The sequence below is a fragment of the Massilia sp. ZL223 genome, from assembly GCF_018119395.1.
Lineage (GTDB): Bacteria > Pseudomonadota > Gammaproteobacteria > Burkholderiales > Burkholderiaceae_D > Telluria.
In genome coordinates, this window is the sequence record NZ_JAGPWD010000001.1 from 243,906 (window position 1) to 270,192 (window position 26,287).

Consider the following 26,287-nt stretch of genomic DNA (forward strand, 5'->3'; position numbering starts at 1 on the left):
CTCATTCACGCGTCGAAATATTGGTTGACGTTCACACGTCACATACAGATACTCTTGGGTGCTCCACGGAGACATTGTTTCTTACCCACCCAAGACTGACGCGAATGAAAAAAACCCTCCTCTCGCTCGCCATCCTGAGCAGCTTCGCCGCACACGCCGACGAAGGCATGTGGATGCCGCAGCAGCTGCCACAAGTAGCCAAGCAACTGAAAGCCGCCGGCCTCAAGCTGGACCCGGCGACCCTGACCAAACTGACCGAATTCCCGATGGGCGCGATCGTGAGCCTGGGCGGTTGCTCGGCGTCCTTCGTCTCGCCGCAGGGCCTGGTCGTGACCAACCACCACTGCGTGTACAACAGCGTGGCGGTCAACTCGACCCCTGAACGCGACCTGCTGGCCAACGGTTTCCTGGCCAAGACGCTGGGCGAGGAACTGCCGGCCGCGCCGGGCAGCCGCGTCTACGTGACCGAGGAAGTGGCCAATGTCACCGACAAGATCATCACCCCGGAAGTCGCCAAGCTGAGCGGCAAGGCGCGCCTGGACGCCATCGAAAAGAACCAGAAGACGCTGCAGGCCGAGTGCGAAAAAGACGCCGGCTACCGCTGCACCGTGGCCAGCTACTACGGCGGCCTGGAGTTCTATCGCCTCAAGCAGCTCGAGATCCGCGACGTGCGCCTGGTGCACGCGCCGCCTGCCGGCGTGGGCAAGTTCGGCGGCGACACCGACAACTGGATGTGGCCGCGCCACACCGGCGACTACGGCTTCTACCGCGCTTACGTGAGCAAGGACGGCAAGGCCGCCGAGTTCTCGAAGGATAACGTCCCCTACCAGCCGAAGCACCACCTGAAGATCGCCAAGGAAGGCTCGAAGGAAGGCGACTTCATCATGGTCCTGGGCTATCCGGGCCGCACCAACCGCCACCGCCTGCCGTCGGAAGTCGCCTTCACCTTCGACTGGAACTACCCGGCCTTCGTCCAGGCCTCGGGCGAGACCCTGGCGATCATCGAGCGCGAGACCAAGAACGACCCGGCCGCCAAGCTGAAGTACGCCGGCCAGATCGCCAGCGTCAACAACTACTACAAGAACCGCAAGGGGATGCTGACTTCCTACCAGAACAGCGACTTCCTGCAGCGCAAGACCGCCGAGCACAACGCCCTGAAGGCCTGGGTCAACGCCAACCCGGCCCGCAAGGCCCAGTTCGCCGCCGACATCGAAGCGGCCGAGAAGCTGATCGCCGAGCGCGACGCCGGCACCAGGAAGAGCTTCTTCCTGAGCTACTCGCAGCCGAAGTTCCTGAGCTCGGCGCGCGCCCTGTACCGCCTGGCCAACGAGCGCACCAAGCCGGACGCCGAGCGCAAGGCCGGCTACCAGGAACGCGACATGCCGCGACTGACCTCGGTCATCACCGGCCAGGACCGTACCTACGACGAAAAGGTCGACAAGGCGCTGGTGCTGAACTTCCTGACCAAGTACAACGCGCAGCCAGCCGCCGAGCACGACGCCGCCTTCGACGCCGCCCTGGGCATCAAGCCGGGCATGGGCGAGGCCGAGCTGAAGGCCGCGCTGGACCGCATCTACGCGGGTTCGAAGCTGGCCAACAAGGAAGAGCGCCTGGCATGGCTGAACAAGTCGCCGCAGGAGTTCCAGGCCTCGAACGACAGCTTCATCAAGGCCGCCGTCGCGATGTACGACGCGGGCATGCGCGATGAAGCCAAGGAAGAGGAACTGGGCGGCAAGATCCAGCAAGCCTACGGCAACTACATGAAGGCCAAGATCGCCTACATGAACAGCAAGGGCCAGGCCGTCTACCCGGACGCCAACGGCACCCTGCGCGCCACCTTCGGCAAGATCGCCGGCCGTCCGGTCGGCGCCGACGGCACCACCGGCTGGACCGCCTTCACCACGGTGAACGGCGTGGTCGCCAAGCACACCGGCGAAGGCGAATTCAACGCCCCGGCGGCCCAGCTGGAAGCGATCCGCAAGAAGGACTTCGGCAAGTACGTCGATCCGAAGCTGAAGACCGTGCCGGTCAACTACCTGGCGACCCTGGACATCACCGGTGGTAACTCGGGTTCGGCCGCGCTGAACTCGAAGGCCGAGCTGATCGGCCTGGCCTTCGACGGCACCCTGGATTCGATCATCTCGGACTGGGACTTCAACAAGGCCATGACCCGCGACATCCAGGTCGACATCCGCTACATCCTGTGGAACATGCAGCACGTCGACAAGGCCGACAACCTGCTGAAGGAAATGAACGCGCTGTAATCGCGCCCATTCCTTCATGGAGCCACGCCGCCTCCGGGCCGCGTGGCTTTTTTTCGTCCCGTCCGTTGTACACTTTTGGCACAACAGGAGGAGACCGCATGAAGAACCGCAGCAAGTGGAGCGCCGTCGTGCTGGCGCTGGCCTTCGCAGGCGCCCAGGCCCAGGAACATCCCGACACCAGGGCCTATGCCCGCGCGCGCCTGGCCGTCGAAGACCTCGAGCGCATCGTCGCACCCGGCGGGGTGCAGGACTCGTACAAGACCAGGATCGGCGGCATCGAGCAGTGGATCAGCGTGCGCGGCCAGGACCGCGCGAATCCGATCATCCTGTTCGTGCACGGCGGCCCGGCTTCGCCCATCACGCCGACCATGTGGCAGTTCCAGCGCCCCATCGAGGAATACTTCACGGTGGCGAACTACGACCAGCGCGGCGCCGGCAAGACCTATGGCGAGACCGATCCGGCAATCGTGGGCGAGACCATCCGCATCGAGCGCTACACCGAGGACCTGATCGAAGTGGCGGAACACCTGCGCCGGCGCTATGGCAAGCGCAAGCTGATCCTGATGGCGCACAGCTGGGGCACGATTCCCTCGATGGCCGCCTCGCTCAAGCGGCCGGACCTGTTCCACGCCTATGTGGGTATCGGCCAGGTGATCAGCACGCGCGAGAACGAGCGCATCAGCTTTGAATACGCGCTGGAGCAGGCGAAGCTGCACAAGAACGAGGAAGCGCTGCGCGAGCTGCAGTCGATCGCACCTTATCCTGGCGACCAGCCGATCACGCGCGAGCGCATTGTCCTGGCCCGCAAATGGCCGCAGCACTACGGCGGCCTGAGCGCCTTCCGCAGCCAGTCCGATTACTTCTTCAAGGGGCCGCTGCTGTCGCCCGAATACAACCTGGAGCAGGTCAAGGCGATCGACCAGGGCAGCATACTGACCCTGGGACGGCTGCTGCCGGAATTCGTCCAGGTGGACTATTCGAGGGTGACGCGCTTTCCGATCCCGGTCGTGATGTTCCTGGGACGGCACGACTACACCACGCCGACCGCGCCGACCGAGGCCTGGCTGAAGCAGGTGAAGGCGCCGTCCAAGCGGGCGGTGTGGTTCGAGCGCTCGGCGCACATGATGCCGTGGGAGGAGCCGGGCAAGACGCTGGTCAGCCTGCTAGAGTATGTAAGGCCGTTGGCAAAATAACGGTGTTTTGTTAGCCCCAAAACCGTCGTAGCTGCCACTGGCAGCTACGACTTCCGGCGAAGGCCGGAACGACGGTGCTTTAGCGGGCCTGCAATTTCGCCAGCGCGTCGGCGGACGCCCCCGAACTCGGCTCGAGCTTCAACGCACGCCGGTAAGCCTCGACCGCCCGCTCCCGATCTCCCTTGGCAAGATAAGCCGCCCCCTGCCCTTCGTAACCCCAGCCCACAGCCGGATGCGCCGTCGTCCACAGCTCGAAGACCGCCAGCGCCGCATCCGCCTTCCCCTGCTTGAGGAGCGCGTAGCCCGCCTCCTGGAAAGCGGCCTGCGCATCGGCATAGCGGTTGGCAGGCTGGGCGCGCCAGCCGGAGTAGCCAGAGCGCACCGCCGCCGCCGTCTCCGCCTTCGACAGGATGCCCGCCAGCGGCGGTCCTGGACGATAAGCCTGGATCGCCGCCAGCGCCGGATCGACACCCTTGCGATAATCCTCGAAACTCTGGGCCACCGACAGCACCGGCGCCGACCACTCGCGCCGGTCACGCTCGTCCACCTGCCACCACACGGTCGACACGCGCACCGTGATCCCGCTGTGCGGCAGCACGATCTTGCGCGAATCGCTGTACGAATTCGCCTTGCCGCCGGTCGGCTCGCCGACCAGCACCGCATCCGTGTAGCGTTCCAGGTCGTTGACCACGAACTGCGCCGCCGAGAAGGTGGCGCGGCCCGTGATCGCGAACAGGCGCGGTTCGCCGCCCGGCGGCGTGGCCCGGACCAGGCTCGCGATCAGGGGCGGTACCAGTGCACCGTTGCCGCCGCGGTCCAGGCGCAGGTCGAGCACGATCTTTGCGTCCTTGTGCCTGGCCGCCGCATCCTCGATGCGGCGCGCGAACGCCGCCAGGGTGTCGTTCTTTTCGTCGCCCACCTGGTTGAGCTGCACGTACAGGATCTTCCCGGCAGCGAGATGCTCCATCCGGAACTTGCTGCGGGCGTCGCGCAGCCATAGCGGCGTCGTCGCGCGCGCATCGGTCCATCCCTGGCGCGGCATGAAACTCAGGTCGGTATCGGGCGGCATCATCTCGGCGGGCAGCGGATCGCGCAAGTCGGCTACCCGGCGCTTGCCGTCCTGCTCGACAATCAGGCGCGCGCGGTCCGGGCCTTCGCCCATCCCGAGCGCATCCAGGATTTCCGGCATCACCAGCAGGTGGGGCGCGAAAAACAGAGCGTTCTGCTCGTTGTCGCGGCCGATGATCTCGCGCACCCCCGCATAGGCCTGGGCCGTGGAGTACGGACCGATGCCGACCACTCTGGCGCCGACCAGGTCGCGGTACTGCTGCGCCGCCGCGCGCACGTACAGGCCGTCCTCGAAGAAATACAGCGCCAGCGGGAAGGCGCGGAAGCCGATCTGCGGATCGCGCGTGGGCGCGACATTGGTATGGCCGTCGCCCGCCATGGCGGCGATACGCGCCATCTCGACGATGATCTTGTGGCGCGGCAGGGTGTCGATGCGGGCGTCGAGGCTGGCGACGGCGGCGGCGAATTGCTCGCGCGTCATCGTATGGTAAAGATTACGGTGACGCGCCGGCATGCTCTCGGCCAGCACCCGCAGGTCTTCATGCCACTGCTGCGGACTCAGTTCGCGCGGCTGCGCCTGGGCTGCGGCGCCGGCCGCCAGGAGGGCCGCCGCCATGATCCATTTCCACATGATGTACTCCCCGTATGCTGTCCGGAAGATCCTAACGGGCGACGGATGGCATGCCGCGCCGATTGCGACAGGCTGCAGAAACGAGGGGGCGAGCGGTCGCTGGCGTTAAATCAGGCTGCGTCCGCCTGTCAGCGCATCATGTCCGACAGCTCGGCCTCGATCTGCTGCGCCAGCTGATGGATGTGGAAGCCGTCGATGAAACCGTGATGTCCCTGCACCGCAAAGGGCAGCTGCAGGCGGCCGTTCGGCGCGTCGCGGAAGCGTCCCCAGGCCAGCGCCGGAATATCGGGCGAACCGAGCTTGGCGGTCGGGTGCTGGATCGAGGTGAAGTCGAGCCAGGGAATGCAGGTGATGAAGACCTGCTCCTTGGCCTCGCGCGGCGACATGCTGCGGTACTTGTCGTTCAGTTCCGCCATGCTGCTGGCTTCCTCGCGCGCCGCGAGGCCGCGGGCGACGAATTCGCGCAGGTCGTCCGTCCACGCGAACTGGGCGAAGTTCAGGTCCTGGTGCTGGTTGATCACGGTGAATGACGGCGTCAGGCGATCGATGCGGAATACTTCGCCGTCAAGGATCCGGTAGCGGAAATGCTCGATCTTCAGGATCGAGCGCAGCACCGCGCACAGCAGCACGTGGAAGGGCGCCAGGCCTTGCTCCTTGCACCAGGGCCGGAAGTCCGGCAAGTCCAGGCTGAAGCAGATGTTGACCGCCGGGCTGTCCATGCTGTCGAACAGCGCGAAGCGGTCGCGCCGCAGCTCGAACTTCTCCATGCTGCTTTACTGCGCCTTGTTCAGGCGGCTGTGGCGCACGCTGTAAAGGAAGTAGGTGGCGACGGCCACCGCCATCCAGATCGCGAACACGCGGAAGGTGGTGCTTGATAAGTCCTTCATGATGTACAGGCAGGCGAAGATCGACAGGCCCGGAATCAGGTAAGGACCGAAAGGCACGCGGAAGCCCCGCTTCGACCCGTCAGCCGGCGGCGCGTCGCCCTGCTTGGCGCGGATCACCGGGACGGCGATCGACACCACGATGAAGGCGGTCAGGGTACCCATGCTCACCATGTCCCACAGGAAGGTGGAGTCGACCAGGCCGGCCACCAGGCCCACGGCGATCGACACGATCACGGTATTGCTGACCGGCGCCTGGGTGCGCGGGCTGACCTTCTGGAAGGTCTTCGGGATCAGGCCGTCGCGGCTGATGGCGTACAGGATGCGGGTCTGGCCGTAGATGGTCACCAGGGTCACCGAGAACACCGACACCACCGCGCCGGCCGACAGCACCAGCGCCGGCCAGGCCTTGCCGGTGACGTTCTGCAGGATCACCGACAGGCCGGCCTGCTGGCCTTCGAACAGGTGGGCCGGCTGGGCGCCCATGGCGGCGAAAGCGACCATCAAATAGAAGGCCGTGACGATCAGGAGCGCGGCCAGGATGCCGATCGGGACGTTGCGGCGCGGGTCGCGCACTTCCTCGCCGGCGGTGGCGATGGTGTCCAGGCCGATGAAGGAGAAGAACACGGTGCCGGCGGCGGCGGTCACGCCGGCCATGCCGGCGAAGCCCTTGCTGTTGTCCGTATTGAAGAAAGGCTGGAAGTTGGCGGCGTCGAAGCCGCTGAAGGCGATCACCGCGAAGAACACCAGGATCGCCAGCTTCACCAGCACCATGATGGCGTTGGTGGTGGCCGATTCCTTGGTGCCGCGCACCAGCAGGATGCAGCACATGATCACCAGCAGCACCGGCGGCAGGTTGAAGTGGCCGGGGTTGAAATGGACGTTGTTATGGTCCGACACGAACATCGGCGAACGCAGCTCCGGCGGAATCTGCCAGCCGAAGGCGTTCTGCAGGAAGTTATTGAGGTAGTCGGACCACCCGATCGCCGTCGCGCTGGCCGCCAGGCCGTATTCGAGCAGCAGGCAGGCCGCCACCACGAAGGCGGCGAACTCGCCCACGGTGGCGTAGGCGAAGGAATACGAGGAACCGGCGGCCGGCACGCGGCCCGCCAGCTCGGCGTAGCACAGCGCGGTCAGGCCGGCCGTGATGGCCGCGATCAGGAAAGACAGCACCACGGCGGGACCGGCCTTGGGCACCGCTTCCACCATGGTGAAGAAGATGCCGGTGCCGATGGTGGCGCCGACGCCGATCATCGTCAGCGGGAACAGGCCCAGGGAGCGTTGCAGGCCCACCTCGGCGCCGCTATGGCTTTCAGTATGGCGTTCTGCCGATTTGGTACGGAACAGCTTTTGGCCCAGGGTCAGATTCACGGCGTGTCCTTTGGTGCTTGAGGCATGGAGCGGCTCGGCAGCCGCGGGTGTAAAAGCAGGGATTATAGGGGAGTCTGCAACGCAGCAATAAAATTGTTTTCTTAAATGATGCACTGAAAGTGCATCTTTGTTAGAATGATCCCGTCTGATCTCTGCCGTCGCCATTCAAGGCGCATTTTTTAGAACCTAAATATGCATTGAGCATGCATCAATAAGGAAAAAACATGATCTCCGCCGCTTCCCGTCCCTACATCGACGCGTCCGTCCCTGTCCTGCGCGAGCATGGCCTGACCATCACCCGCACCTTCTACGCCAGCATGTTCGCGGCGCACCCGGAACTGACCAACCTCTTCAATATGGGCAACCAGGCGAGCGGCGTGCAGCAGCAATCCCTGGCCTCGGCGGTCTTCGCCTACGCGGCCAACATCGACAACGCCGCGGCCCTGGGCCCGGTGGTCAGCCGCATCGTGCACAAGCATGCGGCAGTCGGTATCCGCGCCGACCACTATCCGATCGTCGGTTTCCACCTGCTGGGCGCGATCAAGACCGTGCTGGGCGACGCCGCCACCGAACCGCTGCTCAAGGCCTGGGAAGAAGCCTACGGCTCGCTGGCGCGCGTGCTGATCGACGCGGAAGCCAAGATGTATGCGGACGCAGGCATCGAGCCGGGCCAGCTGAGCGCCATGCGCGTCACCGAGGTGTCGCGCGAGAGCGACAACGTCATTGCGATCCGCCTGGCGCCGCAGGAAGGCATGGTCCTGCCCGCGTTCAAGGCCGGTCAGTACGTGAGCGTGGAAGTGGTGTTCGAGGATGGCCGCCGCCAGCTGCGCCAGTACAGCCTGTCCGATACCTTCGGCAAGGACAGCCTGCGCATCTCGGTCAAGCGCGAAGATGCGGAAGGCGCGACGCCGGCCGGCGCGGTGTCGACCTGGCTGCACCAGAACGTGAAGGTGGGCGACGTGCTGAACGTGAGCCACCCGTTCGGCGACTTCCAGCCGGATACCGAGTCGAACGAACCGGTGGTGCTGCTGTCCGCGGGCGTGGGCATCACCCCGATGATCGCCACCCTGAACCGCATCGCCCAGGTCAACCCGGAGCGCCGCGTGATCTTCGCGCATGCCGCGCGCAACGCGCAGCATCATGCGCACCAGGCCGACATCGCGCTTGCTGCGGCGCGCATGCCTTACCTGCACGTGGTGAATTTCTATGAAGACGGCGCCGCCGGCGAGGCGCTGCCGGGCAAGATGGAGCTGGCGCGCCTGCCGTCGTGGCCGAAGGGCGAGACCGACGTCTACCTGTGCGGCCCGCTGCCCTTCATGCAGGCGCAGTGGAACGCGCTGCTGGCCGCCGGCGCACCGGCAAGCCGCCTGCACCGCGAAGTGTTCGGGCCGGACCTGCTGGACAACCTGCTGTAATCCTCAAGGCCGGCCTTCGCGGTTCTCAATCGAGCAGGTGGATCCTGTCTCCGCTGAGGCTGCGCTGGGCCGGCTGGCCATAGACGCGGATGCCGCCCGAGCCGCTGGTGCGGGCGATCAGCGACTGCTTCACCGTGGCGCGGATACCGCCCGAACCGCTGGTGCCCAGGTCGGCGTCCTGCGTGTTCAGGCCAGCCAGGTCGACGCTGGCCGAACCGCTCACGCGCGCATTCAGCGAGCGCACCGCGCCGCTCGCTTCCAGCCTTCCAGAACCGCTCACGTTCACGCGCGCATAGTCGCCGTGCACGTCCCCCACCGTCATGCGGCCCGACCCCGAGAGGTCCAGGTCGGCGCTGGCGCTGTGCAGCTGGGCGGCGTCGATGACGCCGGAGCCGCTGGCGCGCGCGTTCAGGCTCTCCACCCTCCCCGCCAGGCGCACTTCGCCGGAACCGCTCTTGCGCACGTCCAGCGGCGCGCCATTCAGGTCGCTTACCTCTACCCGGCTCGAGCCGGAGGCGCGCACTTCGCTCAGGCGCGGCGTGGTATAGACGATGCGGATCGGGGTCTTGCTGCGCAGCTCCTGTTCGGTCCAGACGCGCAGGGTATGGCCATTCGGTTCGGTGCGGATCAGGGGCAGCAGGTTGCTGTCCGCCTCCACCAGCAGCGAGGCCGCCGGGCCAACGCGCACTTCGACCGGCAGCGAGCCGCTCACGTCCAGGCCGGGGAGCGCCGCCACGGCGCGCTGGTCGCGCGCGGCGATGCCATTGCCGTTCTCGGCGCCCTTGCTCCACATGGTCTGGACATGGGTCCCCTCGTTGGGCGTGACGATGATGGCGCAGCCGCCGAGGGTGGCAAGTACGGCGAGGGCAAGAAGCTTACGCATGGCTATCCTTTGTGGGTATGGTTGTCGTTCTTCCGGCGCGAAGCGCCAACCATGCCACTCTAGCAACCCATCCCTTCCCCCGCGGCCTGGATGCGACAGGCTGCAAAAAACGCGGGTTGAACTGCGGCGCTGCGACGCGAACGTTCAGCCGATGCTCAGCCAAACAAGGACATGTGCTCGCGCGGCTGCGAACGCCAGTACTGGGGCGGCGCGACAACCTGGTCGCCCAGCTTCGCCGCCGCGTGCCAGGGCCAGCGCGGGTCGTACAGCATGGCGCGCGCCAGGCCGATGACGTCGGCTTCCCCGTTCTGCAGGATCTGCTCGGCGTGCTCGGATTCCGTGATCAGGCCCACGCCGATGGTCGGCATCCCGGTCTCGCGCTTGATGCGCTGCGCATAGGCGATCTGGTAGCCCGGTTCCAGGGCGATTTTCTGGGCTGGCGACAGGCCTCCGGTGGAGACGTGGATGAAATCGCAGCCGCGCGCTTTGAGCTCCTGGGCGAAGCGCAGGCTCTGCCCGATCTCCCAGCCGCCCTCGACCCAGTCGGTGGCCGAGATGCGCATGCCGACCGCCATCTTGCGTGGGACGGCGGCGCGCACGGCGTCGAAGATCTCGAGCGGGAAGCGCATGCGGTTGTCCAGCGAGCCGCCGTACTGGTCCTGGCGCAGGTTGGACAGGGGCGAGAGGAATTGGTGCAGCAGGTAGCCATGGGCGCCGTGCAGTTCGATAGCGTCCAGGCCCAGCGCATGGGCGCGTTTGGCGGCGGACACGAAGCCGTCGCGGATGCGCGCCAGGCCTTCGTCGTCCAGTTCGAGCGGCGCCGGTTCGCCTTCGGCGTGCGGCACGCTCGACGGGGCCACGGTTTTCCAGCCGCGCGGCTGGTCAGGGGGAATGTTGGCGCCTCCCTCCCAAGGAACCTGGCTCGAGGCCTTGCGGCCCGCGTGGGCGAGCTGGATCGCGATCTTGATCGGCGAATGGCGGCGCATCGCGCAGACGACGGGGTCGAGGGCCTCGGCATGGGCGTCGGACCACAGGCCCAGGTCGTCGGGCGAGATGCGGCCTTCGGGGACGACGGCGGTGGCTTCGATGATGAGCAGCGCCGCGCCGGACAAGGCCAGGCTGCCGAGGTGGATCATGTGCCAGTCGGTGGCCATGCCTTCGATGGCGGAGTACTGGCACATCGGGGCGATAGCGATGCGGTTGGAGAGTTGCAGGGGGCCGAGTGCGGTGGGGGAGAACAGCTTGCTCATGGTGGCTCCGGAGGCAAAGGCACCAGTCTAGCCCTAAAACGTCATCCCCGCGCAGGCGGGGACGACGTCGTTTTGTTGCGTGGGCTTAGTGAGTATTACGGCTTTGGTCAGTCCACCTGCACCACCATCAATCCAGCGCGCAGCCCTACTCGCACGTCCGGATTGGGAAACACGACCAGCTCCTCGTCATGCTTCACGGTGTACACGGTGTCGCCATCGGCCGCAATTACATCACCCTTCTTGAGCGCGGTGAAATTCCATGTCTCGCGCCCGACATTCATGCTGAACTGGTCCGACAGCTTGACCACTTCCTGCACCTGCTTGAACACACGCGGCGAGCGCTGCGTCGGACCAGCAGGCTGTCCGCGCAGCAGGCGTTCCAGCGCCGCCGACGCATCGGCGAACTGCGACAGGTCGTTGCTGCCCAAGGTGCCCACCCGTCCCAGCTCGACCGTGCTGCCGGCCGCGCCGTGGTGCTCCGAGGTGTAGTAGCTGTAGGTGCCGGCAGACTTCGGGTTCATGATGACAGCCTCGATCCCCGCCTCGCCCAGCCACTCGATCAGCGCATTGCGCGGCTCGTCCGCGATCAGCTCGGGCACGATCGCGAACATCGGATAGTGCGAGGGACGAATCGCCGTGTGCAGGTCCAGGTGCCAGCGCTGCGGCCCCGCCCCTTCGAAGAAGGCGACCGTGGCGGCGATCAGCACATCGGCCCGCCCTGCTTCCGCGGTACCGGCCAGCGAACCGCGCTCGGTACGGAACATGCGGTTGAGGTCCGCATCGATGAAACGCTTGCCCGCCGCGATCGCGTCGATGTTCCCGACGCACAGCATCAGGTCCACCGCCAGCTCGCGCGGCGCGCGCGACAGCGCTTCGATGACATAGGCCGTCATTTCGATCGGCCCGGTCTCGTCGCCATGCACGCCGACCGACACCAGCACGCTGGGGCGCGCCGCGTCAGCCGCGGCGCCCTTCACCGTGAGGATGCCGGGCGCCGGCAAGCCGACCTGGAAACCGGCTTCCGAGAAGCGCTGCGCGACCGGGCCGAAATCCGCTTCGGCCAGGGCGCGCACCGCTTCCGGCAGCGCAGGAATGCCTGCTGTGCTCATCGCTCAGGCAGCCAGGCGCTCGGGATTCGAGCCTTCCGACAGCGCCCACACGTCCAGCATCGCCTGCTCGAGGTCGAGCGGCTGGGCGTAGCCCGTCAGGCCGTGCTCGCGGGTGACTTCGCCGACTGCCGCCAGGGCGTCGCCACCCTTGCCGGCACGTTCGATCACCTGCAGCAGCAGGCGCTGCTGGGCGCGGCGCAGCGACTGCATCGCGTAGTTGCGCAGCTGCTCCTGCGACTTGGTCTGCGCCGGCAGCTTGAGGCCGCGTTCCAGCGTGTCGATGCCGGCCTGCTGGCGCAGCGCCATGCCGACCTGCAGGAACTGGGCCAGGCTCATGCCGCCCGGACGCTGCACCGACACCGCCGCGAAGAGGAAAGTCGCCAGCGACTCGATGGTCTCGACCGCCTTCCAGGCCGCGGTGAACGGGGCCGGCAGGCCGGTGTGGCCGTCGGCTTCCGAACGCTGCGGGGTCAGGCTGCGCAGCTGGTCGGCCTGGCCGAACAGCGACGACAGTTCCGACATGCCGTCGGCGCCTGCCGGCAGGGACAGCACGCCTTCGATCACGGCGCGCATCAGGCCGCGGGTGCGGCTGTCGACCGCCACCGAGACGTCACGCGGCACGTTCAGCGCGTCGGCGTCCAGGGCGTCGAACACCGGCGCCAGGTGCAGCGAGGACCAGGCGCGGGCCCAGGCCTTCACCACGTCGGTCTCGTCGACACGGTGCTCGGCGGCCAGGTCGCGCAGCATCAGCGGACCGCAGCGGTTGACCGCTTCGTTGGCCAGCACGGTCGCCAGGATGGCGTTGGCCAGCGGGTGATCCAGCGGGTCGCGGGTGGCGACCAGCTGCGCCGGGAAGTAAGGACGCAGCAGGGAATCGGCCCAGGACTCGGAGGTCAGGTCGAGCGCCGACAGGGTGCGCTTGAAGCGGTTCTTCACGTTCGCCACCACCACCGCCAGTTCCGGCGCGGTGAGGCCCTGGCCCAGGGCCTTGCGGCGCTGCAGTTCGGCGTCGCTCGGCAGCTGCTCCAGGTCGCGGTTGACCGCGCCTTCCGACTCCAGGTTGGTGATCAGGGCGGCGTAGCCGTCCACCACCGAGGCGCTGGCCTGGGCCTGCGCTTCGCGGGTCAGCAGGTGGGTCTGCAGCGTGTTGTCGCGCAGGACCAGGTCTTCCACGGCGCCGGTCATCTCGTTCAGCACGCGGTTGCGGTCGGCTTCCGGCAGCTTGCCTGCATTGACTTCGGTGTCCAGCCAGATCTTGATGTTCACCTCGTGGTCCGAGCAGTCCACGCCGGCCGAGTTGTCGATCGCATCGGTGAAGATGCGGCCGCCGCTGAGCGCGAACTCGATGCGGCCGGCCTGGGTCGCGCCCAGGTTGCCGCCTTCGGCCACCACCTTGCAGCGCAGTTCGTTGCCGCTGACGCGGATGCGGTCGTTGGCGCGGTCCTTCACTTGCGCGTGGGTCTCGTTCGACGACTTGATGTAGGTGCCGATGCCGCCGTTGTAGAACAGGTCGACCGGGGCCTTCAGGATGCGGTGCATCAGTTCTTCAGGCGCCAGCGAGCTTTCCTCGATATCGAGGACGGCACGGATCTCGGGCGAGAGCTCGATCGAACGGGCCGAGCGCGGGAACACGCCGCCGCCCTTCGAGATCAGGCCCTTGTCGTAGTCTTCCCACGAGGAGCGCGGCAGCGCGAACATGCGCTGGCGTTCCTTGAACGAGACTTCGACGTCCGGTGCCGGATCCAGGAAGATGTGGCGGTGATCGAAAGCGGCCACCAGCTTCAGCTGGCGCGACAGCAGCACGCCGTTGCCGAACACGTCGCCCGACATGTCGCCCACGCCGACCACGGTGATCGGGGTGGTGTTCATGTCGTGGCCCAGTTCGTAGAAGTGGCGCTTGACGGCTTCGAACGCGCCCTTGGCGGTGATGCCCATCTTCTTGTGGTCGTAGCCGTTCGAGCCGCCCGACGCGAAGGCATCGCCCAGCCAGAAGCCGCGCTGCACGGCGATGCTGTTGGCGATGTCGGAGAAGGTCGCGGTGCCCTTGTCGGCCGCCACCACCAGGTAAGGATCGTCCTGGTCGAAGCGCACGGTGTTCTCCGGCGGCACGATGGCGCCGCGCACGCGGTTGTCGGTCACTTCCAGCAGGCTGGCGATGAACAGGCGGTAGACTGCTTCGCCTTCGGCCGCCACCACTTCACGCGGGGCGCCTTGCGGCATCTGCTTGCAGACGAAGCCGCCCTTCGAGCCGGCCGGCACGATGACGGCGTTCTTGACCATCTGCGCCTTCACCAGGCCCAGCACCTCGGTGCGGTAGTCTTCCATGCGGTCCGACCAGCGCAGGCCGCCGCGGGCGACCGGGCCGCCGCGCAGGTGCACGCCTTCGAAGCGGCGCGAGAACACGTAGATCTCGCGGTACGGACGCGGTTCCGGCGCCAGCGCCAGGTTGCTGGTGTCGACCTTGAAGATGATCTTCTCACCGTCGTTCTGGAAGTAGTTGGTGCGCACGGTCGCCATGCACAGGTCGACCAGGGCAGCCATGATCTCTTCGGTGTCGGCGTGGTTCACGCTCGACAGGCCGGCCTTCAGCGCGGCCAGCTTGGCGGTGCCCGCGGCGCGCTCGGACTCGCCCAGCTTCGGATCGAAGCGCAGCAGGAAGCCGGTGACGAATTCCTTCACCAGGGCCGGCTGGGTGCGCAGGGTCTCGGCCATGTAGCGCACCGAGAACTTGGAGCCCAGCTGGCGCCAGTAGCTGATGTAGGCGCGCACCAGCTGCACTTCGCGCAGCGACAGGCCGCCTTCGATGGTCAGGCCGTTCATGCGGCCGTCTTCGGCTTCGTTGTTGAACAGCGCGGTGAACAGCTCTTCGGCCACTTCCACGATGCCCGGCTTGATCAGCTTGGCGCCGCTTTCGTCGTCCACGGCCAGCGCGGTCACGTTGTGGCGGGCGCCGTCGGCGGTCTTGATCGCCCAGGTCTGTTCGCGGTCGACCGCGATGCCGGCGTTCTGCAGGGCCGGCAGGATGCGCGACAGCGAAGGCACGTCGTCGCTCGAGTACAGGCGGATCGAGGCGTCTTCGCCGTTGCCGCCGCCGGTTTCGATGCGCACGGTGACGCGGCCGGCGTGGCCGTTCTTCAGCACGGCCTGCAGGTCGCGGAAGGCGGTTTCCGGCGCGGTGGCTGTGACGAAGCTGACCGGCAGGTTGGCGCCGAGCTTGCGCAGGGTGCTGCGCTGGGCGTTGTCGTCCATGCCGTTGGTCAGGGCCGCGAAGCGGTCATGCCAGCCGTCCAGCACGTTCAGCAGCGGCTGCTGGATGTCGGTTTCCAGGTCCAGCGGATAGCGGGCGGCGTGGGCGATCAGGTAGACCCGGGCCAGCGGGCCGTCGGCGATCAGCGGCTGCACGCGCACCTCAACCGCGCCCGAGCTTTCCTGCAACGCCTGGGCCAGGCTCGAACCCACGGCGGCGCTGTAGCGCTCGCGCGGCAGGTAGACCAGCACGTTCAAATGGCGGCGGTAGACGTCGCGGCGCGCGAAGACCTTCGGGCGCGGCTGCTTGTACAGCGACACGACCGAGCTGCACACCTGGGCCAGCCATTCCGGCTCGGCTTCCAGGGCTTCGGTGCGCGGCAGCGATTCGAGGATCTCGACGAACTTCTCGGCGCGGAAGCCTTCCTGGCGCACGCCGGCGATCGACAGCACCTTGGCGACGCGGCCGCGCGCGAACGGCAGGCGCGCCAGCGGGGTCAGGGTGGCGGCGCGGGTGAACAGGCCGATGAAGCAGTGCTCGCCGAGGATCTTGCCCTGGGCGTCGGTGTCGCGCACGCCGATGAAGTCCAGCGGCTGGTCGCGGTGCAGGGTGCCTTCGACGTCGGCCTTGACGATCGACAGGGTGTCGGCGCGGCGCGACAGGGTCTCGAAGTCGCCCGGGATGTTGGCCAGGCAGCTGCCGTAGACCGGGTGCGCGGTATCCTTCAGGACGCCGATGCGGCTCGGGATGTCGCGCTCGAGTTCGCGCGCGTCCGGCTTGACCACGTAGTAGGCGTAGCCGAAGGGCTCGAAGCCTTCGTTCTTGGCCCATTCCAGGAAGGCGGCCACTTCCTGGCCTTCCGGGGTACCGGCGGATGCGGCGGCGGCAGCCACGGCGGTCAGGCGGTCGCCCAGCGCCAGGGCGTCGCGGTGCACGACGGCGGCGTCGTTGGCGACCATGCGGATGCGCGCGGTCAGCGCGTCCAGTTCGCCGAATTCGAGTTCGTCGCTCATCAGGATCAGGACGATCGATTCCAGCGGCGCGCCGGCTTCGCCGACCGAGACGGCGGCGCCATTGGCGTCGCGGCGCACCGGCAGCACGGCGTTCATCACGCCGGCGGCGGTCTGGCGCTCCTTGCGCAGGGCGATCACAAACGAGTCGACCAGGTAAGGCATGTCGTCATTCAGGATCAGCAGGGCGGTCGCCTTGCCGCCACGGCCGTCGGAATAGCCCATCGTGGCGATCTGGCAGCCGGGGCCGGTGCGCTGGGCCAGCTGCGAGAATCCTTCCCACAGCACGGGCGCCAGGCTCGCGGGCGCGGTGCCGGCCAGGTCTTCGTCATCCAGCGATCCGAGCCACGCGCCGATCAGTGCGCCCACCTGTCCGGTGGCGGCGGCTGCGTGGTTTGCGTTGACCAGCGAGAGCGTCTGGTTACGCAGGTCTTTCGACATGTCATTCATCTTACTTCTCCAAAGTTTGTGTGCCCGGCGCGCTCCGGCTTGTGGCTCTTGCATCGCCCTGCTGTATGGGACGGGGGTGTCCCGTCCGAATTCCGTTGGCGGTCCGTCTTTCCGCAGACTCGTCAATCCATTATTAGAACATGCCGTACGGGCCGGGTCATCCCTCCCGCATGGCCGCTGTTGTATGTCTTTACAGGTCGTACAAGCCCGGCAAGCCGAGGATGCGGGTCAGCTCTTCGAGCGCCGCGGTGCATTCGATCGCCAGCTGCGGGTCGGCCAGGTCCTTCGGCTCGACGCGGTCGCGATAGTGCTTCTCGACCCAGGCCACCAGCTGCGCATACAGGGTCTCGGTCATGATCACGCCCTGGTGCATGGCCGCCGCTTCCTCGTCGGTCAGCGCCACGCGCAGGCGCAGGCAGGCGGGGCCGCCGCCGTTGCGCATGCTCTGGCGCAGGTCGAACTCGATCAGCTCGTCGATCGGACCGCCGCGGCCCACCACGCCGCCCAGGTAGGACGACACGGCAGCGTTTTCGCGGCATTCGTGCGGCACCACCAGGGCCATCTTGCCGTCGGCGCGGGTCAGGAGCTGGCTGTTGAACAGATAGCTGGCCACCGCGTCGGCCACCGGCACCTGTGCGGCCGCCACGCGCACCGGCACCAGGTCGCTGCCGACGCCGGCCAGGGCGCGGCGCAGCGCGTCCAGGGTGCCCGCTTCGTCGGCGAAGGCCTGCTCATGGTAGAACAGCACGTTGCCGTTGCCGACCGCGATCACGTCGTTATGGAACACGCCCTGGTCGATCACGTCCGGGTTCTGCGAGGCGAACACGGTGCGCGCCGGGTCCAGGCCATGCAGGCGCGCGACGGCCTGCGAGGCTTCCAGGGTCTGGCGCGCCGGGTATTTCTTGGGCGCCGGGGCCGACGGGTCGAACTCGACGCGGCCGTAGACGAAGAACTCGACGCCGGCGGCGCCATGGCTGCTGGCGAAGCGCGTGTGGTTGGCCGCGCCCTCGTCGCCGAAGGCCGGCACCGGCGGCAGCGGATCGTGCACCATGAAGCGGCTGCTGTCCTTGAAGATCGCGCGCAGGGTGCGGGTCGCCTGGACATGCTCTTCCGAGCGGTGCAGCTTGTTGTTCAGGTTGGCGGCGGTGAAGTGCACGCGGCCGTCCTGCGAGTCGGCCGAAGGGCTGACGGTGGCGGCGTTGGCGGTCCACATCGGCGCGGCCGAGTAGGCGCAGGCCAGGATCACCGGCGCTTCACGGTAGGCGCGCGCCAGCACGTCGGCATCGGTGCCCGAGAAGCCCAGGCGGCGCAGCAGGCGGAAGTTGGGGCGGCCCTGGGGCGGCATGACCGCCTGCGCATAGCCGCGCGCGGCCAGCTCGCGCATCTTGGCCAGGCCCTGCAGGGCGGCCTGGCGCGGATTGGAGGCGCTGCGGACGTTGTTGAACGAGGCCACGTTGCCGAACGAGAGGCCGGCGTAGTTGTGCGACGGCCCGACCAGGCCGTCGAAGTTGAATTCGCGTGCGATGCGCATGATTTAGAACACCAGTCCCGGCGACAGCTTGGCCGGCATTTCGAGTTCGGCCGTCTCGATCGAGGCGACCGGATAGGCGCAGTAGTCCGCCGCGTAGTAGGCGCTCGGGCGATGGTTGCCCGACTTGCCCACGCCGCCGAACGGGGCCGAGCTGGCCGCGCCGGTGGTCGGACGGTTCCAGTTGACGATGCCGGCGCGGGCGCGCACCGCGAAGCGCTTCCACAGCTCTTCCGATGGCGACAGCAGCGCCGCGGCCAGGCCGAATTCGGTGGCGTTGGCCGCGCGCAGGGCTGCGTCGAAGTCCTTCACGCGGATCACCTGCAGCAGCGGGCCGAACCACTCTTCGTCCGCGATGCCCTGGGCGTCGGTGGTGTCGACGATGCCGGCGGTGACGAAGCCCGCGTTCGGATCGAGCTGTTTCATCTGCAGCAGCACCTTGCCGCCCTTGGCCGCCATTTCGGCCTGGGCCTGCACCAGGCGCGCGGCGACCGCGCTTGATACGACCGGGCCCATGAAGGGCTGCGGATCGGCGTTCGACGGGCCGACCTGCAGCTTGGCCGCGACTTCCACCAGGCGGTCGAGGAAGGCCTGGCCTTGCGCGTTGTCCTGGATGATGAGGCGGCGCGCGCAGGTGCAGCGCTGGCCGGCCGAGATGAAGGCCGACATCACGGCGTGGTGCACGGCGGCGTCGATGTCCTTGATATCCCAGACCACCAGCGGATTATTGCCGCCCATTTCCAGCGCCAGCATCTTGCCCGGCTGGCCGCCGAACTGCTTGTGCAGGGCGGCGCCGGTCTGGCTGCTGCCGGTGAACAGGATGCCGTCGATCAGCGGGTTCTGGCCCAGGGCCACGCCGGTGTCGCGGCCGCCGTTGACCAGGTTCAGCACGCCGGCCGGCAGGCCCGCCTGCTCCCACAGCTGCACGGTCTTGACCGCGGTGCGCGGCGCATATTCGCTCGGCTTGAACACCACCGTGTTACCGGCGATCAGGGCCGGCACGATATGGCCGTTCGGCAGGTGGCCGGGGAAGTTGTAGGGGCCGTAGACGGCGAACACGCCGTGCGGGCGGTGGCGCAGCACGGCGTTGCCGTCGGCGACCTTGGCGGCGGTCTCGCCGGTCCGCGCGCCGTAGGACTGGACCGAGATGTCGATCTTGTTGGCCATGGTCGCGACTTCGGTGCGCGCTTCCCACAGCGGCTTGCCCACCTCCTCGGCGATGATGGCGGCCAGTTCCTCGCTGTGCTCCTTGAGCAGGTCGCGGAAACGGGTGCAGACGGCGATGCGTTCTTCCAGCGGCGTCAACGCCCATGCTTCGAACCTGGCGTGTGCGGCCTGGGCGGCGCGCGCCACGTCGTCCGCGGTCGACTGGTTCGAGGTCCAGGTCTGGCGGCCGGTCGAGGGGTCGATGGTAGCGAGTTCGGCGCCACTGCCGGCGAGCCATTCGCCGTTGATGTAATTCGAGAGCTTAGCCATTGACGTTTTTCCTTGGAGTGAGGGTCAGGGTACGCACCGTGTCGCCGGCGCGCAGGTGCAGCTGCGCCATCTCCTGGGCGCTCAGCAGCACGCGGCCCGAGCCGGGCACGGCGCGGGTCAGGATCATGCGGAAATTGTCGAGCTGGGTGTTCGACACCAGCATGTGTTCGGTATCGCCTTCCGGCGCGCCTTCATCGGCCACCGCCAGCACGCTTTCGCGCACCGCGCGCAGGTCGGACACGCGGCCCTGCAGCACCGGGCCGGCGTCGAAGATGTCGACATAGCCTTCGTAGTGCATGCCTTCCTGCTCCAGCAGGCGGCGCGCCGGCTGGGTCGAAGTGTGCACCATGCCGATCACCTCGCGCGCCGAATCCGGCAGGTAGTCGACGTACAGCGGCTGGCGCGGCATCAGCTCGGCGATGAAGGACTTCTTGCCCAGCGCGGTCAGGCCGTCGACGTGGTCGAAGTCCATCTTGAAGAAGTGGCGGCCCAGGCCTTCGTAGAAGGGCGAATCGCCCTTCTCGTCCTGGTAGCCGCGCATCTCGGCGATGATCTTTTCGGTGAACAGGTGCTGGAACTGGGCGATGAACAGGAAGCGGCTCTTGGACAGCCACTTGCCGTTGAAGCCCGCGCGGTACTGCGGCAGCAGGAACAGCGAGCACAGTTCGCTGGAACCGGTCAGGTCGTTCGACAGGTACAGGGTTTCCATCCGGGTGAACACGTCCAGCTCGCGGCTGCAGTGCACCAGGGTGCCGATGCGGTAGTTGTAGAAGGGTTCGGTCAGGCCGACCGCGCCCTTGATCGCGCACACGCCCGCGATGCTGTTGTCCTCGGTGTGCTCGAGCACGAACATGTAGTCGCGCTCTTCGGGCGGGATGGTTTCGGCGAACGAGGCCTCGGCGGTGCGCAGGCGCTTGCCCAGCATGTCCGGGTCCGGCTTGAGCGTGGTCATGCCGCTGCCGGCCAGGCGCGCCATCACGATCAGGGCGTCCAGGTCCGACATCTTGGCGGAACGGATTACGAGCATGGGTGGGTCTCCTAGATGCGCACGCAGATGACGTTGTCGCCCTGCGTCACGCCGAGCGCCTGCTGGGCTTCGCGCGGCAGGCACACGACCTGGCTGGTCTCGGCCGGCGGGCAGGCCACGGTGACGGCGCGGAAGTGCTGTTCGGTGCTGGCCACGGCGTAGTTCACCAGCGATTCCGGCGCGGCGGCCGGACCGGCGGTTTCCACGCGCCGGACCTGCGAGCCGCTGAAGGAGCGCAGCGAGCCCTTGTGCGCCTGCAGGATCGGGCCGCCGTCGAAGATGTCGATGTATTCGTCGGCCTCGAAGCCTTCCTGCGTCAGCAAGTTGAAGGCCAGCTGGCCGCTCGGGTGGATCTGGCCCATCGCGGCCTGGGCGTCGCCCGGCAGCAGCGGCACATAGACCGGATAGTGCGGCATCAGCTCGACGATCAGGGTGCGGTTGCGGGCGCCGCCGATGACGCGCTCGGCGTCCAGGAAGTCCATCTTGAAGAACTTGCGGCCCAGGGCGTTCCAGAAGGCCGACTGGCCGTCAGGATCGGTGCGGCCGGCCAGCGGCACGAAGAAGCGGTCGCCGAAGCGGTGCGGCGCCAGCACCGCGTACAGCAGGCGGGCGCGCGACAGTAGCGCGGCCTCGATGCCCGCGTTGTCGCGGTCGCGCAGGTAGAAGCCGGACAGCTGGGAATAGGCGGTCAGCTCCGAGCACAGGGTCAGCGCATGCACGCTGTGGCTGATATTCAGGTCGCGCGAGACCTGCTGGATGACGTCGTTGCGGAACGCGAAATAGGTGCCGTTCGAGCCTGCCGACGCATGGATGGCGGCGGTGCCGACGACCTCGCGCGTGCGCAGGTCTTCGAGCACGAACAGGTAGGACTCCTCGCTCGGAATGTCGACGTGGGCGGCGAACGAGGCGATGGAACGCTCGACGAAGGCATGGATGCCTTCGCGCGTGCGCGGCAGCGTGTGCACGCCGGGCATCGAGGCCGCGGCCATCGCCTCGAGGGCGCCGATATCCGCGACTTCTACCGGACGGACAACATACATGTGAACTCCCTAACCAGGTGCAGTGGAGATGCCAGAAACATGCACCGGCCGGCGCGCCCTTGGACAGGCGGGCCGGCCGGAACCGGGCGGCGGCTTAGCCTGCGATGAAGGCGTCGGCGGCTTCGCGCATGATGCGGTCCGCTTCCGCGATCTGGGCGTCGGAGACGACCAGGGCCGGCGCCAGGCGCACCACGTCCGGGCCTGCGATCAGCAGCATCAGGCCGAGCTTCTCGGCGGCCTTGGTGTAGTCCTTGGCGCGGCCCTTGTAGCCTTCCGCCATCGGCAGGCCGATCAGCAGGCCCATGCCGCGCGCCTTGCCGAACAGCTGCGGATAGTCGGCAGCCAGCTTTTCCAGGTTGCCCATGATCTTGGCGGTGGCTTCCTTGACGCGCTCCAGGAAGGCCGGCTGGCCGATGGTCTCGACGACCTTCAGGCCGACGGTGGCCGCCAGCGGATTGCCGCCGTAGGTGGTGCCGTGCGAGCCGACGCCGAAGTGCTGGGCGATCTCGTTGGTGGTCAGCATGGCGCCGATCGGGTAGCCGTTGCCCAGGGCCTTGGCCGAGGTCAGGATGTCCGGGGTGACGCCGACCTGCATGTAGGCGTACAGCGAGCCGGTGCGGCCCACGCCCGACTGGACTTCGTCGAACACCAGCAGCGCACCGGTCTTGTCGCAGAACTCGCGCAGGGCCTTCAGGTATTCCGGATTGCCCGGGATGACGCCGCCCTCGCCCTGGATCGGCTCGACGATCACGGCGGCCACGTCGTCGGTGATGGCGGCGCGTGCGGCTTCGATGTCGTTGTAGGGGATGTGGTTGATGTCCTGCGGCAGCGGCTCGAAGCCTTCGGTGTACTTCGGCTGGCCGCCCACCGAGACGGTGAACAGGGTGCGGCCGTGGAAGGACGACAGGCAGGACACGATGCGCGACTTGTGCGGGCCGAACTTGGTGTGCGCGTACTTGCGGGCCAGCTTCAGGGCCGCTTCATTGGCTTCGGCGCCCGAGTTGCAGAAGAAGGCGCGGTCGGCGAAGGTGGCTTCGGTCAGGGCCGTGGCCAGGCGCAGCACCGGCTCGTTGGTGTAGCCGTTGCCGAGGTGCCAGAGGGTGTTGATCTGCTTGGTCAGGGCGTCGACCAGGGCCGGGTTGGCGTGGCCGAGGCTCGAGACGGCGATGCCGGAGGTGAAGTCCAGGTATTGCTTGCCTTCCTGGTCCCACACGTCCAGGCCCGCAGCGCGCACCGGCACCATCGCGGCCGGGGCGTAGGTCGGGACGAGGACTTCGTCGAAGGTCTGCCGAGTGACAGGCCGCGTGGTGACACCCGAATCAAGCTTTGCGTTCATGGCTTCTTCCTCATCCAATCATGTAAGGGTTAGCGCGGGCAGGATCCCGCAGGTTCGAGCCATTATAGAAACGCAGTCTGACAAGTTCTTGCAGAAGTGCGACGGGGATTTTCATTTTTGGTCGGGGAGCAACATGGGGGGCCGTCGCTGGGAGAAAAGCGTTAGCTTCCCGACAATTGCTGGCCTATAAACCGTCATCCCGGCGTAGGCCGGGATCCAATTCCCTTGCACAGTGAGAATGCACGCGTGACCGGTACGCGGGCGAACTTGGGTCCCGGCCTTCGCCGGGATGACGGTTTTTAGGCTAGAGGCGGGTGAAATGCTGCAACTATGCAAGTTTCGCGGTTAGGAAGTACTTACTGCCCCAACTTGCGCTGCCGCTCTTCCCGCGGCGTATTCCCAAACAGCGCCCCAAACGCCGTCGAAAAATGCGAGCCCGACGAAAACCCGCACATCAGCCCCACCTGAACGATCGAGTGATTGGTATCCAGCAGCAGCTGCCTGGCCCGCTTCAAGCGTAGTTCGAGGTAATACCGCGACGGCAAGCTACCCAGGTACTGCTTGAACAGCCTCTCCAGCTGCCTGCGCGAAATCCCCGACAGCTGCGCGATCTCGTCGGTCGACAGCGGCTCTTCGATATTCGCCTCCATCAGCGCCACCGCCTCGGTCAGCTTGGGCTGCAAGGCGCCGAAGCGCGCCTGCAAGGCCACGCGCTGGCGCTCGTCCGGCCCGCGCACCCGGTCCACGCACAGGCTTTCCTTGACCTGGGCCTGCACCGTGGCGCCGCACAGCAGCTCCACCAGGGTCAGCGCGAAGTCGAGGCTGGCCGCCCCGCCGCAGCAGGTCAGGCGGTTGGCGTCGAACTCGTAGAGATGGGGGGTGAACAGCGCCTGCTCGGCCAGCGCATTCACGTCCGGGTAGAGCGCCCAAGGCAGCGCGGTGCGCACGCCGTGCAAGGCGCCGGCGTCGGCCAGCCACAGCACGCCCGCCCCCACCCCGCCCCAGAACGGCGCGGCGCGGCAGCGTTCGATCAGGGCGCGGCAGTTGGCGGGCTTGAGCGCCGCCTCGGACTCGTCCGCCACCAGCAGCACCAGGTGCCAGTGGCGCTGGGCGTCGCCGACGAACTTGTCGGGACTGCGCACGTCGACGTGCAGCCGCTCCGGCCCCATCGCCTTGGCGGCCAGGCGCAGCGGCTGGACCAGCGCCGACCAGGTCAGCGCATCCGGCTCGCCGGCATTGACCAGCAGGACGCGCAAGGGGCGCTCCTGTGCCAGGCGGGACAGGTCAACAGGCTGCATCGGGGTGGGTCGGCGGTGTCATGAAGAAAACCGGGCAAACAAAACGTAGTCCACTATCATACCGGAGATCACCGTAGCGGCCCCGGCGGTGACAACCTGGCAAGCAAACCATGGTCGGGCGGCTATAATCTTCTCCATGGGGGAACGATACTTAAAGAGCGTCCGGCTGCTGGCCGAGTGCATGCAGGGCTTCGAACGCTTTTCGGGCGAATCGGTACGCCGTCACGGCCTGACCCATGCCCAGTTCGACATCATCGCCACGCTCGGCAACACCACCGGCATGAGCTACAAGGAGCTGGGCGAACGGACCCTGATCACCAAGGGCACCTTGACCGGCGTCATCGAACGCCTCGAACACAAAGGCTTGGTGATGCGCGAACGCAGCACGGACGACAAGCGTTCCTTTTTCGTACGGCTCACGCCAGCCGGGGATCGGGTATTCTGCGAAGTGTTCCCCAAGGTGGTCGCCCATGGAAAACAATTATTCTCGGCCTATAGCGAAGCCGACTTCGACGCCCTCGATGCGGCGCTCTCGACCCTGCGCGCCAGCATCGCGCAGGGCAGCCATGCCGACGGCCTGCCCCTCTTACCTTCCCAACTAAAGGACTCCCCTTGAAAACTTCCCTGATCGAAGGCAAGAAGCCTGCCCATTTCGACAAGCACATCATCGGCAACCTGCTGCTCGACGTCGCCCCGCTGGATGAAGTCAAACAGGAAAAGATGCTGATCGGCGTGCGCAACGAGACCGGCGAGATCTACCGCCTCATCGGCGCGACCAAGCTGAACAGCTTCATGAACGCGGTCGAGGAATTGTTCGACCTGGGCCTGGTCGACGAACTCCAGGACACCGAAGAGCCGAAGGACGGCTGCGACGCCATCTTCAGCGAACCCTGATGCTCCTTCCCTGTGGCAAAAAGATGCCGCAGGGAAAATTTTCGGCAGTCTTCCATGGCGATAGGGGTATAATTTTTCGATGGACAGACTCTCCGCACTCAAGAGCATCGCCGCCGAGGCCGGGCGCGGCGAACTGAGCTTCCCCACCAGCGTCAACGCGACGCTCAAGCTGCAGCGCGCGCTGGGCGAGCCCGACTTCCACATCGACGACGCGGCGCGCCTGGTCCAGGCCGAGCCGCTGCTGGCGGCGCGTACCGTCGCCATCGCCAATTCCGTCGCCTACAACCGCTCCGGCAACGATGTCACCAATGTGCGCGCGGCCGTCCAGCGCGTCGGTTTCCGCACCCTGGGCGCGCTGGCGGCCTCCGTCATCGTGCGCCAGCTGGCCAGCGAGATCCAGGACCCCGCCCTGCGCGCCAAGGCCGACCAGCTGTGGACCCATTCGGCCCACGTGGCGGCGCTGGCCCAGGTGATCGCGCGCCGCGTCTCCTTCGTCGACCCGGAAACGGCCATGTTCGCCGGAATCGTCCACGAAGTGGGCGGTTTCTACCTGTTGTCGCGTGCGGAAAGCTATCCCGGCCTGCTGGACGGCGGCGCGGACGAGTGGATCGAACACGGCGAAGTGGCCATCGGCCGCGGCGTGCTGCTCAAGCTCGGCGTACCGGTGGCCGTGATGGGCGCCATCGAAGCGCTGTGGAACGGCATGCGCGCCCTGCCGCCCGAGACCCTCGGCGATACCCTGCTGCTGGCCAAGGACCTGACGCCCGTGGCCTCTCCCCTGCTCGAACGCCCCGGCGCCACCACGCCCGAGAGCGCGGCCACCATCGATTTCACCATCGGCGCCGGCACCCTGGCCCAAGTGCTCGAGGAGTCGGCCGAGGAAGTGCAGAGCCTGACCGCCGCGCTGATGTAA

19 protein-coding genes are annotated in these 26,287 nt (G+C 67.0%); 6 read left to right on the forward strand and 13 right to left on the reverse strand.

The genetic code is table 11. From position 1 onward, the window contains the following. The first annotated feature begins 104 nt into the window (after positions 1-104). Both KBW95_RS01105 and KBW95_RS01110 read left to right on the forward strand, forming a co-directional pair. Entirely contained in the window at positions 105-2,264 is a 2,160-nt protein-coding gene (locus KBW95_RS01105) for a S46 family peptidase (RefSeq protein ID WP_211527293.1), read from the forward strand. 98 nt (positions 2,265-2,362) lie between these two features. After that, positions 2,363-3,457 carry an alpha/beta fold hydrolase gene (locus tag KBW95_RS01110; RefSeq protein ID WP_211526578.1) on the forward strand — a complete coding sequence of 365 codons (1,095 nt, stop codon included), beginning with the start codon at positions 2,363-2,365 and terminating at the stop codon, positions 3,455-3,457. Positions 3,458-3,536: 79 nt separating this feature from the next. On the opposite strand, the gene KBW95_RS01115 is transcribed toward KBW95_RS01110, so the two are convergent. The 3 genes from KBW95_RS01115 to KBW95_RS01125 form a co-directional block, all read right to left on the reverse strand. Then, positions 3,537-5,156: a hypothetical protein gene (locus tag KBW95_RS01115; protein ID WP_211526577.1), complete on the reverse strand. Its 1,620-nt coding sequence runs from the start codon at positions 5,154-5,156 to the stop codon at positions 3,537-3,539. 128 nt (positions 5,157-5,284) lie between these two features. Then, positions 5,285-5,923, reverse strand: a complete 639-nt coding sequence (locus tag KBW95_RS01120; protein WP_211526576.1) for a CatA-like O-acetyltransferase — start codon at positions 5,921-5,923, stop codon at positions 5,285-5,287. Between the two features lie 6 nt (positions 5,924-5,929). Next, positions 5,930-7,411, reverse strand: coding sequence for an amino acid permease (locus KBW95_RS01125; RefSeq protein WP_211526575.1), 1,482 nt, complete (start codon positions 7,409-7,411; stop codon positions 5,930-5,932). Positions 7,412-7,635: 224 nt separating this feature from the next. On the opposite strand from KBW95_RS01125, the gene KBW95_RS01130 reads away from it, so the two are divergent. Further along, entirely contained in the window at positions 7,636-8,826 is a 1,191-nt protein-coding gene (locus tag KBW95_RS01130) for a globin domain-containing protein (RefSeq protein ID WP_211526574.1), read from the forward strand. A gap of 25 nt (positions 8,827-8,851) precedes the next feature. Here the strand turns inward: KBW95_RS01130 and KBW95_RS01135 are convergent, their stop codons facing one another. The 10 genes from KBW95_RS01135 to KBW95_RS01180 form a co-directional block, all read right to left on the reverse strand. Further along, positions 8,852-9,709, reverse strand: a complete 858-nt coding sequence (locus tag KBW95_RS01135; protein WP_211527294.1) for a head GIN domain-containing protein — start codon at positions 9,707-9,709, stop codon at positions 8,852-8,854. 155 nt (positions 9,710-9,864) lie between these two features. Next, positions 9,865-10,959, reverse strand: coding sequence for an NADH:flavin oxidoreductase/NADH oxidase (locus KBW95_RS01140; RefSeq protein ID WP_211527295.1), 1,095 nt, complete (start codon positions 10,957-10,959; stop codon positions 9,865-9,867). Between the two features lie 107 nt (positions 10,960-11,066). Beyond that, positions 11,067-12,068 (reverse strand): succinylglutamate desuccinylase, encoded by a 1,002-nt coding sequence (locus tag KBW95_RS01145; RefSeq protein WP_211526571.1) that lies wholly within the window; start codon positions 12,066-12,068, stop codon positions 11,067-11,069. Positions 12,069-12,071: 3 nt separating this feature from the next. After that, positions 12,072-16,775 (reverse strand): NAD-glutamate dehydrogenase domain-containing protein, encoded by a 4,704-nt coding sequence (locus KBW95_RS01150; RefSeq protein ID WP_211527296.1) that lies wholly within the window; start codon positions 16,773-16,775, stop codon positions 12,072-12,074. A gap of 190 nt (positions 16,776-16,965) precedes the next feature. Next, positions 16,966-18,306 (reverse strand): N-succinylarginine dihydrolase, encoded by a 1,341-nt coding sequence (astB, locus tag KBW95_RS01155; RefSeq protein WP_211527297.1) that lies wholly within the window; start codon positions 18,304-18,306, stop codon positions 16,966-16,968. Positions 18,307-18,309: 3 nt separating this feature from the next. Further along, positions 18,310-19,779: a succinylglutamate-semialdehyde dehydrogenase gene (gene astD, locus KBW95_RS01160; protein WP_211526568.1), complete on the reverse strand. Its 1,470-nt coding sequence runs from the start codon at positions 19,777-19,779 to the stop codon at positions 18,310-18,312. Continuing rightward, positions 19,772-20,806 (reverse strand): arginine N-succinyltransferase, encoded by a 1,035-nt coding sequence (gene astA, locus KBW95_RS01165; RefSeq protein ID WP_211526567.1) that lies wholly within the window; start codon positions 20,804-20,806, stop codon positions 19,772-19,774. The genes astD and astA overlap by 8 nt, the downstream gene beginning before the upstream one ends. A gap of 11 nt (positions 20,807-20,817) precedes the next feature. Next, positions 20,818-21,846, reverse strand: coding sequence for an arginine N-succinyltransferase (locus tag KBW95_RS01170; protein ID WP_211526566.1), 1,029 nt, complete (start codon positions 21,844-21,846; stop codon positions 20,818-20,820). 94 nt (positions 21,847-21,940) lie between these two features. Further along, a complete protein-coding gene (gene astC, locus KBW95_RS01175) occupies positions 21,941-23,182 on the reverse strand; it encodes an acetylornithine/succinylornithine family transaminase (RefSeq protein WP_211526565.1) in 1,242 nt (413 codons plus the stop codon). Positions 23,183-23,538: 356 nt separating this feature from the next. Next, positions 23,539-24,480 (reverse strand): GlxA family transcriptional regulator, encoded by a 942-nt coding sequence (locus KBW95_RS01180; protein ID WP_211526564.1) that lies wholly within the window; start codon positions 24,478-24,480, stop codon positions 23,539-23,541. Positions 24,481-24,616: 136 nt separating this feature from the next. Here KBW95_RS01180 and KBW95_RS01185 point away from each other — a divergent pair, with 136 nt between their 5' ends. From KBW95_RS01185 to KBW95_RS01195, 3 genes are all read left to right on the forward strand, one after another. Next, the gene (locus KBW95_RS01185) at positions 24,617-25,096 is read left to right on the forward strand and encodes a MarR family winged helix-turn-helix transcriptional regulator (protein ID WP_211526563.1); all 480 of its coding nucleotides are present in this window, start codon (positions 24,617-24,619) and stop codon (positions 25,094-25,096) included. After that, a complete protein-coding gene (locus KBW95_RS01190; protein ID WP_211526562.1) occupies positions 25,093-25,374 on the forward strand; it encodes a hypothetical protein in 282 nt (93 codons plus the stop codon). The genes KBW95_RS01185 and KBW95_RS01190 overlap by 4 nt, the downstream gene beginning before the upstream one ends. A gap of 79 nt (positions 25,375-25,453) precedes the next feature. Continuing rightward, positions 25,454-26,287 carry an HDOD domain-containing protein gene (locus KBW95_RS01195; protein ID WP_211526561.1) on the forward strand — a complete coding sequence of 278 codons (834 nt, stop codon included), beginning with the start codon at positions 25,454-25,456 and terminating at the stop codon, positions 26,285-26,287.

What these genes read in the sequence shown, in the direction of transcription:
- KBW95_RS01105 (WP_211527293.1), top strand. Translation starts at nt 105, where the DNA reads ATGAAAAAAACCCTCCTCTCGCTCGCCATCCTGAGCAGCTTCGCCGCA.
- KBW95_RS01110 (WP_211526578.1), top strand. Translation starts at nt 2,363, where the DNA reads ATGAAGAACCGCAGCAAGTGGAGCGCCGTCGTGCTGGCGCTGGCCTTC.
- KBW95_RS01115 (WP_211526577.1), bottom strand. Translation starts at nt 5,156, where the DNA reads ATGTGGAAATGGATCATGGCGGCGGCCCTCCTGGCGGCCGGCGCCGCA.
- KBW95_RS01120 (WP_211526576.1), bottom strand. Translation starts at nt 5,923, where the DNA reads ATGGAGAAGTTCGAGCTGCGGCGCGACCGCTTCGCGCTGTTCGACAGC.
- KBW95_RS01130 (WP_211526574.1), top strand. Translation starts at nt 7,636, where the DNA reads ATGATCTCCGCCGCTTCCCGTCCCTACATCGACGCGTCCGTCCCTGTC.
- KBW95_RS01135 (WP_211527294.1), bottom strand. Translation starts at nt 9,709, where the DNA reads ATGCGTAAGCTTCTTGCCCTCGCCGTACTTGCCACCCTCGGCGGCTGC.
- KBW95_RS01140 (WP_211527295.1), bottom strand. Translation starts at nt 10,959, where the DNA reads ATGAGCAAGCTGTTCTCCCCCACCGCACTCGGCCCCCTGCAACTCTCC.
- KBW95_RS01145 (WP_211526571.1), bottom strand. Translation starts at nt 12,068, where the DNA reads ATGAGCACAGCAGGCATTCCTGCGCTGCCGGAAGCGGTGCGCGCCCTG.
- KBW95_RS01150 (WP_211527296.1), bottom strand. Translation starts at nt 16,775, where the DNA reads ATGAATGACATGTCGAAAGACCTGCGTAACCAGACGCTCTCGCTGGTC.
- astB (WP_211527297.1), bottom strand. Translation starts at nt 18,306, where the DNA reads ATGCGCATCGCACGCGAATTCAACTTCGACGGCCTGGTCGGGCCGTCG.
- astD (WP_211526568.1), bottom strand. Translation starts at nt 19,779, where the DNA reads ATGGCTAAGCTCTCGAATTACATCAACGGCGAATGGCTCGCCGGCAGT.
- astA (WP_211526567.1), bottom strand. Translation starts at nt 20,806, where the DNA reads ATGCTCGTAATCCGTTCCGCCAAGATGTCGGACCTGGACGCCCTGATC.
- KBW95_RS01170 (WP_211526566.1), bottom strand. Translation starts at nt 21,846, where the DNA reads ATGTATGTTGTCCGTCCGGTAGAAGTCGCGGATATCGGCGCCCTCGAG.
- astC (WP_211526565.1), bottom strand. Translation starts at nt 23,182, where the DNA reads ATGAACGCAAAGCTTGATTCGGGTGTCACCACGCGGCCTGTCACTCGG.
- KBW95_RS01180 (WP_211526564.1), bottom strand. Translation starts at nt 24,480, where the DNA reads ATGCAGCCTGTTGACCTGTCCCGCCTGGCACAGGAGCGCCCCTTGCGC.
- KBW95_RS01185 (WP_211526563.1), top strand. Translation starts at nt 24,617, where the DNA reads ATGGGGGAACGATACTTAAAGAGCGTCCGGCTGCTGGCCGAGTGCATG.
- KBW95_RS01195 (WP_211526561.1), top strand. Translation starts at nt 25,454, where the DNA reads ATGGACAGACTCTCCGCACTCAAGAGCATCGCCGCCGAGGCCGGGCGC.